The sequence below is a fragment of the Tepidibacter sp. Z1-5 genome (assembly GCF_037844525.1).
Taxonomy (GTDB): Bacteria; Bacillota; Clostridia; order Peptostreptococcales; family Peptostreptococcaceae; genus Tepidibacter_A.
Window position 1 is genome coordinate 20,064 of sequence record NZ_JBBMMD010000008.1, and the last position, 11,102, is coordinate 31,165.

Here is an 11,102-nt window from a genome sequence, read left to right on the forward strand (position 1 = left end):
TTATTTCAAATTATTCAGATTTCCTATTATAAAAGTCCCTCACTGAAGTATCGCTCTGCTCTGTCAGGAAGAATAGTCACTATTTTTTTATCTGGATATTGTTTTGATATATTCATAGATGCCCATACATTAGCTCCTGACGATACTCCCACTAAGCATCCACATATCTTAGCTAATTGTCTAGAAGTTGAAATAGCATCTTCATCACTAACCTCTATAACCCTATCCATTAAAGATACGTCTAATACATCTGGTATGAACCCATCACCTATACCCTGTATCTTATGAATTCCAGCACTATGTCCTTTAAGAGCAGATACTCCTTTTGGCTCAACAGCTATAACCATGCAATCAGGATTTTTTTCTTTTAAATATCTTCCTATTCCCTGTAAAGTTCCTCCACTTCCAAGCCCTGATACAAATACATCCACATCTTCACTCATATCTTCAAATATTTCAACTGCCGTTGTATTATAATGTATCAACGGATTGTTGATATTGCTAAATTGATTTAAAGTGAATATATTATCACTTAAGTTTATCTGTCTTTTAACTTCTTTCAGAGTCCCTTCCACACTTTCCTCCTTAGGTGTTAATATAAGCTCAGCTCCAAGCCCCTTTATAATTTTCTTTCTCTCTTCACTCATATTCTCAGGCATAACAATTTTCACATTATATCCCATTTGGACTCCAACCAAAGCTATACCTATACCTGTATTTCCTGATGTAGGCTCTATTATAGTCATACCTTTTTTTAATACGCCATCTCTTTCAGCTTGTTCTATCATAAATTTGCCTATCCTATCCTTTATACTTCCTCCAGGATTTAAAAACTCAGCTTTAGCGTATATATTACTTTTAGTTAATTTACTTAAATTTATAAGTGGTGTGTTTCCTATTGCATCTATAATATTGTTCAATCTCATACTATTCCCTCCCCCAAATTATAATAACATTATATATATTTATTCGAATTAGGTTACACTCACTTCATCACAACTCCTTCCCTTTTTATCATTTTGATATTCACTATTCTATCATTATCATTTTGATATCGCAAGAGTTATTTTCAATTTTTTACCAATAATAATTGTAGTTATAGTTCTTTAATCGATATTATTCAAAAATTTAAAATTATATAATTTCTTATATATGAAAAACGGCGACTAATATCTATTAGTCACCGTTTTTTATCCAAATTCATTTGTTAATCACATAAATTGTAAAATTCTTGTGATACATTCTTGAATTCATCATCATTTTCTATTTGAGCAAGTTCAGGTCCTTCTTCAGTTTCCTTGTATTTATATATGTATACATCTTCTGAATTTTCAGGTAGTAAAGATATGTATTCATTACCTTTCACTTCGAATATAGTCAGTACCTTACAAGCTATTTCTTCTTCATCATCTAATGTTAAATATATCACCTGAGCTTCTTCATTCTCCTCATACTCATGCACTTCGTGTTCATGTCCTCCACATCCACACTCATGATTTTCTTCATGCTCGTGTCCGTGTCCTCCGCAACCACAACCACAACCTTGCTTCTTCTCATTACTCATATTAATCCACCCTCTATTCTATATATTTTTACTATTATAGTATCTCACATTTGATTATGATTATCAAGTGAAAATTTAATCTATATTTTTTTTATGACTTTATTCACCAAATATTCTTTCGTATTAAGTTCTGGATGTTCCAATATTAACTCATTTAAATCATTTAAGATTTTGCCTATTTTTTTTCCAGGTTTTATTCCAAGTTTAATTATATCATTTCCATTAATAGATAAATCATTTACAGATAAAGGCTCGTTATTATCTATAATTTCTTCAATATTATCTTTGAGTTCTAAAATCGACCCTATATCATCAGCATTAGTGCTGGATTTTCTATCCGCTATTTTTAAGTCTATAAGATCAAATATATTGTCTATTTTCGACCTATTTATAAGTTTTTTTATAGATTTTTTATTTTCAAGATTTGGCATATTCATATGTTCTTTAATAAGTATACATACATCTTCTATAGTATTATTATCAAATTTAAGCCTTTTTAATATTCTTTCAGTGAGTCTCTCACCTTTTATATTGTGTCCATAAAAATGACCTACACCTTTTTCATCTATACTAAAGCATATCGGCTTTGCAACATCGTGAAATAAAGCAGCAAGTCTAGTTTTTATATTACAAGGCGTATAATCCACAACAGACATAATATGATCGAATACATCTTTATCATGATAAAAATTTTTTTGATCAAATCCAACGCATTTATCAAGTTCTGGAAGAATATATTTTAGCAAGTTTAATTCTTTAAGCATATTAAATCCCAATGAAGGTTTATGAGTAAGTAGTATTTTGCATAGTTCTTCCCTTATTCTCTCATGACTAATATTTAAAAGTAAATTTCCTTTATCAGACATAGCATGCTTGGTAGCTTCATCTAATTTAAAGTTTAATCTAGTTGCAAATCTTATTCCTCTTAATATTCTAAGCGCATCTTCTTCAAATCTATTCAAAGGATCTCCAACACATTTTACAATTTCTTTTTTTAAGTCTTGCTGCCCAAAAAACGGATCACATAAACCATATTTGTGATTGTATGCCATTGCATTAATTGTAAAATCACGCCTTGATAAATCTGCTTCTATTTTATCAGTAAATTGAACACTCTCCGGACTTCTATTATTTCGATACTCTCCATCTATTCTATAAGTTGTAATTTCATATTGATTATCCTTTATAATAGCTGTTACAGTTCCATGCTTAAGTCCCGTTGGAATAACTTTTATATCATTCTCCTGTAGTATACTCATAAGTTTTTCAGGAAGACAACTTGTAGTGATATCCCAATCCTTAGGAGTGCCCTTTAATAGAGTGTCTCTAACACAGCCACCTACTACAAATCCCTCATAATTATTTTGATTTACTATGCCTAATATTTTCTCAACTTCAACCGGTATATCTATATTCATAATCCTCACCTTTCTTATCTACTTATACCAGTTTAATACAAAACCTACACTTCTTCAAATGCCATTTTAGGATGATTACAAGTTGGGCACTTCCAATCATCTAGTAAGTCTTCAAAACTAGTATTCTTTTCTATATCATGTGTCCAATCTCCTTTTTCAGGCTTATACACGTATCCACATACACTACATTTATAATTTTTCATAATCATCCCTCCTAATTTTATTTTTACCCAATTATTATTTCTCAAATCATCTTATATACTACATATAAACTATTCTATTATATAAATCTTCGTAAAATCCTTTTTTATTATTCCTTCTAGTTTACCTTAATTGCAAAATCTAAGTTTAAATTAGTTTACCCAAAAAAAGCTTAACAATAAATTTAATTTATCATTAAGCTTTTTTAAAATTTTTCTATCAAATTTTTCTCAATCCATCCATATTCACCATTTAATCTAGCAAGTGCATAACTTCCATATATATTTACAACATCTATTACTTGACCCCTATAAGCAGTTAGATAATACTCTTGATAATCTTGATTGCAGTAATATCCTTCATGCCCCAACTCTATTATTTCATTCTTTATATTTATAAGATCTCCTGTATCTAATCTTTTACACAATGAAAATTCTTTTTTTCTTTCTATAATCTCAATTCTATTGTTAGGCCATCCTATTTTTTTTGGAATTTCATTGCTTCCAAGCGAATCCTCTTTTACTATATATTTCTCAAATTCATCAGTACTTTCATTATAAATATTGTATTTATCATTTATTTTTTCAATTATAAGTGCATTGATTTGAGCAATTTTTTTTACATTGTATCCCCCATCAATACATATAATATTCTTATTAGTATCTATTATAGAATCGCAGTTAATAGTATAATCCTTGTAATTCGATGCTGGCCAATGTCCTACAACTACAGTTTTACCGCTCTTATTATTTTTTTTATAAAATTGTTCACAATATAAAAATATCTTAATGCCCGATTCTTTCCAATCTCCATTATCACTTATACCTGCATGAACAAATATAAAGTCTTCAAGTTCTAACACAAGAGGTAGTGATCCTAAAAACTCTATATCCTCCTTGTAGTTTTGAATAAATATATTTTGTAAATCTTTTCCATCAACTTTGTCAATACTTACATTTAATTCTTCAATCCACTCATCAAATATACTTTTATGAGCCTTATATTTTATATATCTAATTAATTTTTGAGAATTATCTTTTTGTAAAATCAATCTTGCTATAAATAATTCACAATTCCCAGCTAATACTATAACATTATCTTTTTGAGATAATTCTTTTATATACAAAAGAGTTTCTTTATTAAATTTACCCTTTTCAATAAAATCACCTATTATAACCAGATAATCACTAAGTTTAAACTCTACTTTTTCAATCAATTTTTTTAACAAATCCAAACCACCATGAATATCACTTACACATATTAGCCTAACGATTTTCTCTTCATTTAAGCTAATTATTCTACTGTTCAACGGCATATTATTCTCCTTAATCTATAAATTTTAATTCCTTAACCATCAATTCTTCACCTATAACAGAGTTTTGGAAAATATTTTTGGCTACATCTAAAAACTCATATGGATTTTGAAGAGCTGGACTAAAATGAGTAAGCCACAATTCTTCAACCCCTGCCTCTTTCGAAAGATTTGCCGCTTCTGAAAACAGCATATGATTTGTATTTTCTACTTTTTCAGCATAAGTATCATCACCATACATACCTTCACAAATAAATAAATCCGAACCTTTTATAAAATCCACAATTTCAGGAAGAGGCCTTGTATCAGTACAATAAGAAATTTTAAGTCCCTTTCTTATATCTGAAAGTACCATATCAGGAGTATATATAATTCCATTATCCTCTATCATATCTTCTTTTTGAAGCTTATTCCAGTATTTCATAGGAATATTTTGACTTTCAGCCTTATTTTTATCAAATTTTCTTCTTCTCATAACCTCAACACTATACATCATACAATCGACACTATGCTTTACAGGCAGTGAATTTATTACAAAATCCTTATGTATATATTCAACTAATTTATCAGAAGTCTCAATAAGCTTTATATCATATGGAAGTTCAGGAGTTATAACTAAAAGACCCTCAACCACATTCTTTAACCCTTGAGGTCCAATTAATATAAGTTCCTCTTTTCTACCTGAATTCCCTATTGTACTTAAAAGCCCAGGAAGACCCGCTATATGATCTGCATGATAATGGGTAAAACAAATCACATCTATATTTTTCAAACCCCACTTTAACTTTTTCAAAAGAATCTGAGTTCCTTCTCCACAATCTACAAGCACCATACTTCCATTACAACTTGCAATCATAGATGTAAGAAATCTATTGTAAAATGGCATAACACCACCAGGAGCTAACAAGCAGACATTCAGCATTTAATCACATCCTCCATTTTTTTCGAAAGCTAAAAATAAGAACTCTACAGCTTCGTATTAGTTCACCCAAAGGGCACACGTAACTAAAAATTCAGTTGAAATAAAAACTCCTTCTGAATTAAGTTTCACTTTATACTATATAGTTTTCCCATTTATATTATAACATATAAAAAAACTCGCTTTATGCAATCGCGTAGTTCATGTCCCCAAAATCCCCAACACTCTCCGTTGCTTAAAGTAGTTATAAATTTAGTGATTTAATCAATGTTATCCATAAATTGAAAATTTTATAATTTCATAGCAATTAAAAAAGCACTTATTTTGTAGTTACTACAAAATGAGTGCTTTTCTTATTAAGCGTTAGCTTTATTCATATTTCCAACTCTACCTATATGTGTTGCTAAATCTATAACCCTATTAGAATATCCCCACTCATTATCATACCATGATACAATCTTTAACATATTATCTCCAATCATCATAGTAGATAATCCATCAACTATAGATGATCTATAATCTTTCTTATAGTCAATTGATACTAACGGTTTGTCACTATATCCTAATATTCCTTTAAATTCACCTTCAGAAGCTTCTTTTAATTTACTATTAACCATTTCAACCGTAACCTCTTTTTCAAGTTCAATAACTAAGTCTACAACTGAGACTACAGGCACTGGTACTCTCATAGCCATTCCATTTAATTTTCCACTTAACTCTGGTATAACTTTGCTTATTGCTTTAGCAGCTCCTGTAGAAGTAGGTATAATAGATTCCGCTGCCGCTCTAGCTCTTCTTAAATCCTTATGAGGAAGATCAAGTATTTTTTGGTCATTAGTATAAGAATGTACAGTAGTCATAAGTCCTTTTACTATCTTAAACTCATCATTAATAACCTTAGCAACAGGTCCTAAACAATTTGTAGTACAAGATGCATTAGATATAATATGATGTTTCTCTGGATTATAATCATTATGATTAACACCCATAACTATAGTTATATCTTCATCTACTCCAGGAGCAGAAATTATAACCTTTTTTGCTCCTGCTTTTATATGCTTATTACATGCTTCTCTCTTTGTGAATAGTCCAGTTGATTCTATAACAATATCAACTCCCAATTGTTTCCAAGGAATTTGTTCTGGATCTCTGTGTGCTGTAAATTTAATTTCTCTATCACCTATTATGATTGAATCATTAGTAGCTGTAACTTCTTCATCTAAAATTCCATATAAAGAATCATATTTAAATATATGTGCATGTTTTTCAGGTCCACTAGTACTATTTATAGCAACTATCTCTATGTCAGATTTTCTTTCTAGCCATGCCTTTAAAACATTCTTTCCTATTCTTCCAAATCCATTAATCCCCACTTTAATACTCATTGTAAAATCCTCCCATTTATGTAGTAGTTAACAATATATATTTTTTAGGATAACACATTGTTCTGATATGAGCTTAATTAGTGTGTGTCTTTAATTTATATGTGTTATACTTTTTACAGTTTAACATATTTTTCTTATTTTGTATATATATAAATATATTTTTCATATTAAAAATTTATATTTTCCGTAACATTTGTTCTCTAATCAACTAAAAACATAGTGTATAATATACCTATAACGACATCATATTAAAGGAGGATTTAAAAATGAAAAGACAAATAATTGAAATAAATCAAGAAAAATGTATAGGATGCGGATTATGCGCAAATGCATGTCACCAAGGAGCTATACAAATTATAGATGGCAAAGCAAAGTTAATGAGTGATTCTTACTGCGATGGACTAGGAATGTGTTTACCAACTTGTCCCGTTGATGCAATAAAATTAACAGAAAAAGAAACTGTAAAATTCGATCAATCTAGAAAAGGATATGCTACTAATAAGAAAAAAACATCTGGAGGATGCCCTGGATCGGCAAGTAAAATAGTAAAAAACACTACTCAATCTCAATTAAATCAATGGCCTGTACAATTAAAGCTTGTAAGTCCTTCAGCTGATTTTTGGGATAATGCAAATATATTAATAGCAGCAGATTGCTGTGCATATTCTTACTCAAACTTTCACAATGATTTTATGAAGAATAAAATTACAGTTATAGGCTGTCCAAAGCTTGATGACAACCAATATTATATAGATAAACTTACAGAGATATTTAAAACAAAAAATATAAACAGTATAACAGTTACAAGAATGTCAGTACCTTGCTGCGGAGGATTAGTTCGTGCAGTAAAAGAAGCTATCTTAAATTCTAACACAAAAGCTTTATACAATGAATTTATAATATCTACAGATGGAAATATTACACAATAAGAAAAAGTACTAGCGAAATCGCTAGTACTTTTTCTTATTATATTTCAATTATTTTATTCATATTTATATTTTTTTCGTTTTTTTCTTTTGCACTCATAGCCTTCAATTCTTTAATCAAAAATACTAATGTAATTAACGAAGATAAAAAATCTGATATAGGATATGCTATCCACACTCCCTTAAGTCCAAATAACTTAGGTAAAATTATAAGCATTGGTATCAATATAATTACCTGTCTTGAAAGACTAAGTATAATCGAAATCTTAGCCTTGCCTATTGCTTGGAAAAAGTTTGATACAACTATTTGAAATCCTATAACAGGAATCATACATAAAAATATCTGAAGTCCACGAGTACCTATCATAAGTATATTTTCATCATCACTAAATATAGATATCATAAAACTTGGAAAAACTTCTACAAATACAAATCCTATTATGCAAAGTGTAGATGCTGAACATATTGCAAGCATCAAACATTTCTTTACCCTATCTATTTTAACAGCTCCATAATTATATCCTAATATAGGCTGAGCACCTTGAGTTATGCCAAATACGGGCATCAAAAATATCATTGTAATACTTATAAGTATACTCATAGCACCTATAGCATAATCTCCACCATTTGCTTTTAATGTATTGTTCGCAAGCACATTTACAACACTTGCTGCAATTTGTATTAAAAACGGAGACATTCCGATTGCAAATATCCCTTTAACTATATTAATATCTAGTTTCATATTTTTAACTTTCAGCTTCATAGAAGAACTATTTCCAATCATAAAGTATCTAAGTACCCATATAGTATTTAAAGTCTGACCTATAACAGTAGCTATTGCAGCCCCTTTTATTCCCATATCCATCTTCATTATGAATACATAATCAAGTATTATATTAGTTATAGCTCCTATTAAATTTGTAATCATAGCAGTCTTTGGACTTCCATCAGAACGAATAGATGCATTAAGACCAAATCCAACTGCATTAAAAACAGCCCCCACAAGTATTATAATTATATAGTCTTTAGCATAACCAAAAGTTATCTCACTTGCTCCAAAGATTCTAAGTAGTGGATCTAAAAAGCCAATACCAACAACAGTAACTAAAATAGAAATAATACTTAAAAGCACAAATGTATTTCCAAGTATTTTCTCAGCTTCATCATGCTTTCCTTCTCCAAGTCTAATAGATATTAAAGCTGCACCCCCAATACCTGCAAGCATTCCAAATGCCATTATTATTGTACTAAACGGCAGAGTCAATCCTACTGCTGATATCGCAATAGCCCCTACTCCTTTTCCTATAAATATCCTATCTACAATATTGTATAATACGTTAATTAACATACCTATAATTGCTGGAACTGAAAATTCCATAAGTAGTTTGCCAACATTTTCACTTCCAAGTCTTTTCTGTTTTTTCATAAACACACCTCCTATTTAGTTGTACGAACATTTTTTCATAATAGGTATTATATATAAGACTAGTTGCTTTTGCAACTATTTAACAAAAAAACTATACTCAACATTATATGAGTATAGCCTTAAACATTTCACCCTATATATTTAATACAGATCGTAATGATAAAGATACGCTAATTACCCCTCCACTTTTGTATGGAATATGTAAAAATTTATACATTTCATCATCATGAGCTCTTTTTCTAATAGGAGTTGATTCATATCCTTCCTTCAATTTTGAGGCCTTATACGATACTGGATCTATCTCAAAAGAATCAAGTCCTATTCCATCTTTATCAGAACACTGCTTTATTATTCCTGAGGAATCCACTACGTATATATCATCTACATTAAGCTTGTTAGCAAGCTTCTTAATATCTAAATCTTCAGATTTATCAAGATGTTTTTTAATATCTAAAGCCTTATTATACATATATACGTCCATTGTATTTTGAGCAAGATTTTGTTGAAGATTATTTGCACAATCTTTTAAAGAATTTATATTATTAACTATTAATCCAAATGAATTATTCATTTCCTCTACAATAGCATTAAACTGTTGGCTTTCAGATGCATTTTCCTCAGATATACCCTGAATAGTTTCAACAGACTCTATAACTTTTCCAGTGTACAGACCGATTTCTTCCATACTTTTATGGATTGTCTTTATTTGATCCTTTGTTTTAACTGTACTATTAGATATTTGCTCGAAGGACTGCTCAGCTTTTTGAGCTACGATTATACCTTCATCTATCTTATTTATTCCATATGACATTTCTTGTGTTAATTCAGACATTCTATGTCTTATATCTTCAATAACATCACTTATTTTCTCCGAAGCATCCTGTGATTGATTTGATAGTTTTCCAATTTCAGTAGCTACAACAGCAAAACCCTTTCCATATTCCCCGGCTCTTGCTGCTTCTATAGATGAGTTTAGTGCAAGTAGATTTGTGTGCTCTGTAATTCCTTTTATTATATCTGAAAACTTTTCTATTTCAGAAAAACTCTCTATAAAATTATTTAGGTTATTGTTATACTCGACCATAATATTTCTTAAAGCATCTATCGATTGTTTTGTTTTTATAATATTTTCATTTCCTTCTTCAGTAAGTTTTACAGATGTATCCGTTTGTTCCCCTATATTTTTAAGTTCACCTCTTATTCCATCTATATTGCTTCCAACACCCTCTATATTACTAAAAATACTGTTTATAGATTCCATTTGAGTTAAAGAACCCGACGCTATTTCTTCACTTGTATTTGCTACACTTTCTGTTGATTCTTGCATGTTTCTAACTTCATCTGCAACTTTATCAGATTCAAGTGCAAGTTTTACTGATAATTTAAGTCCTGATTTAGAAATTTCTTTAGTACTATTAAAAAATTTTTGAAAAGATGATGTGATTTCTTCATTATAATAATCATCTAATTTATAATCATAGCGACCTTCATTAATTATATCTACCATATTTTTGATTTTTTCTATTCTCTCTTTATAAATTAGGTTAAATATTGTATATGAATACAATAAAGTAAATATAATATTTACACTTACTCCAAATAAAAAGTTATTTTTGTTAAAAATTGTTGTGTTGATTATCAAAATAATAATTAAATAAGTTAGCGAAATAATACTTATCATTAGTCTTTTCCTCATTTTAGGCCCCCTTTATTTCACCTTACGTTTTATAAATAATTATATCAATTTTTGTTGTAGCTTTCAAACAAATTAATGTTAATTTTTTATTTCTAATTCGTAATTATACACAAAAAACGTAGCTACCTAGATTTCGTACAAACGAAATCCGGGTTATTTTTTTAGGGTCTGTGGGTTATTAAAAACTATCTATACAAATACCGCGAATACAACGATATTTTGAATATAACTAAGATTTTATCTTATTAATATTCC

10 protein-coding genes are annotated in these 11,102 nt (G+C 29.4%); 1 reads left to right on the plus strand and 9 read right to left on the minus strand.

Annotated features, from left to right (window positions below):
* Window positions 1-26 precede the first annotated feature (26 nt).
* From cysK to gap, 7 genes are all read right to left on the minus strand, one after another.
* On the minus strand, window positions 27-926 hold the full coding sequence (gene cysK / locus WJW32_RS01990) for a cysteine synthase A (protein ID WP_340254213.1): 900 nt from the start codon (window positions 924-926) through the stop codon (window positions 27-29).
* A 281-nt stretch (window positions 927-1,207) separates the two neighbouring features.
* Window positions 1,208-1,564 (minus strand): DUF1292 domain-containing protein, encoded by a 357-nt coding sequence (locus WJW32_RS01995; RefSeq protein ID WP_340254216.1) that lies wholly within the window; start codon window positions 1,562-1,564, stop codon window positions 1,208-1,210.
* 80 nt (window positions 1,565-1,644) lie between these two features.
* Window positions 1,645-2,982, minus strand: coding sequence for a CCA tRNA nucleotidyltransferase (locus tag WJW32_RS02000; protein WP_340254218.1), 1,338 nt, complete (start codon window positions 2,980-2,982; stop codon window positions 1,645-1,647).
* A 44-nt stretch (window positions 2,983-3,026) separates the two neighbouring features.
* On the minus strand, window positions 3,027-3,185 hold the full coding sequence (locus WJW32_RS02005; RefSeq protein WP_340254221.1) for a rubredoxin: 159 nt from the start codon (window positions 3,183-3,185) through the stop codon (window positions 3,027-3,029).
* Window positions 3,186-3,388: 203 nt separating this feature from the next.
* The gene (locus WJW32_RS02010; RefSeq protein ID WP_340254223.1) at window positions 3,389-4,498 is read right to left on the minus strand and encodes a metallophosphoesterase; all 1,110 of its coding nucleotides are present in this window, start codon (window positions 4,496-4,498) and stop codon (window positions 3,389-3,391) included.
* 10 nt (window positions 4,499-4,508) lie between these two features.
* The gene (locus WJW32_RS02015) at window positions 4,509-5,417 is read right to left on the minus strand and encodes a ribonuclease Z (protein WP_340254226.1); all 909 of its coding nucleotides are present in this window, start codon (window positions 5,415-5,417) and stop codon (window positions 4,509-4,511) included.
* Window positions 5,418-5,770: 353 nt separating this feature from the next.
* Window positions 5,771-6,799 (minus strand): type I glyceraldehyde-3-phosphate dehydrogenase, encoded by a 1,029-nt coding sequence (gene gap / locus WJW32_RS02020; RefSeq protein ID WP_340254228.1) that lies wholly within the window; start codon window positions 6,797-6,799, stop codon window positions 5,771-5,773.
* A 266-nt stretch (window positions 6,800-7,065) separates the two neighbouring features.
* Between gap and WJW32_RS02025 the strand changes: the two genes are divergently transcribed.
* Complete coding sequence (locus tag WJW32_RS02025; RefSeq protein ID WP_340254231.1) at window positions 7,066-7,728, plus strand: ATP-binding protein; 663 nt, start codon at window positions 7,066-7,068, stop codon at window positions 7,726-7,728.
* Window positions 7,729-7,765: 37 nt separating this feature from the next.
* Here the strand turns inward: WJW32_RS02025 and WJW32_RS02030 are convergent, their stop codons facing one another.
* Both WJW32_RS02030 and WJW32_RS02035 read right to left on the minus strand, forming a co-directional pair.
* Window positions 7,766-9,151, minus strand: coding sequence for an MATE family efflux transporter (locus tag WJW32_RS02030; protein WP_340254234.1), 1,386 nt, complete (start codon window positions 9,149-9,151; stop codon window positions 7,766-7,768).
* A 133-nt stretch (window positions 9,152-9,284) separates the two neighbouring features.
* Entirely contained in the window at window positions 9,285-10,847 is a 1,563-nt protein-coding gene (locus WJW32_RS02035; protein ID WP_340254237.1) for a methyl-accepting chemotaxis protein, read from the minus strand.
* Window positions 10,848-11,102 lie beyond the last annotated feature (255 nt).